This window comes from Adlercreutzia sp. DFI.6.23 (assembly GCF_024462535.1).
Lineage (GTDB): Bacteria > Actinomycetota > Coriobacteriia > Coriobacteriales > Eggerthellaceae > Adlercreutzia > Adlercreutzia rubneri.
In genome coordinates this window covers 1-299 of record NZ_JANGBP010000555.1, presented here as the reverse complement: position 1 = coordinate 299, position 299 = coordinate 1, and the positions used below count along the sequence as shown (strand labels likewise).

Here is a 299-nt window from a genome sequence, read left to right as displayed (position 1 = left end):
GCACATGCCGCCGCCGATGATGAGGGTGTCGACCTTCTCCAGCAGCGCGTCGATGACCTTGATCTTGTCGGAGACCTTCGAGCCGCCGAGAATGGCGACGAAGGGGCAGCGCGGCTCGTCGAGCATGCCCGTGAGCGTGGCCACCTCGCGCTCCATGAGATAGCCGGCATAGGAGGGCAGATAAGCCGCAACACCGGCCGTGGAGGCATGTGCTTCACGTTCCTGGCGGCCCAGGGCAAATCCGTGGGTACCTCGCTCATGGAGGCCGATTGGGTCGAGCGCGCCGGCGACATGATGAA

Annotated in this window: 1 pseudogene; it reads right to left on the bottom strand. The window is 64.9% G+C overall.

Annotated features, from left to right (window positions below):
- Positions 1-213, bottom strand: a pseudogene (gene pgk, locus NE591_RS14575) (phosphoglycerate kinase); the annotation flags it as partial.
- Between the last annotated feature and the right edge of the window lie 86 nt (positions 214-299).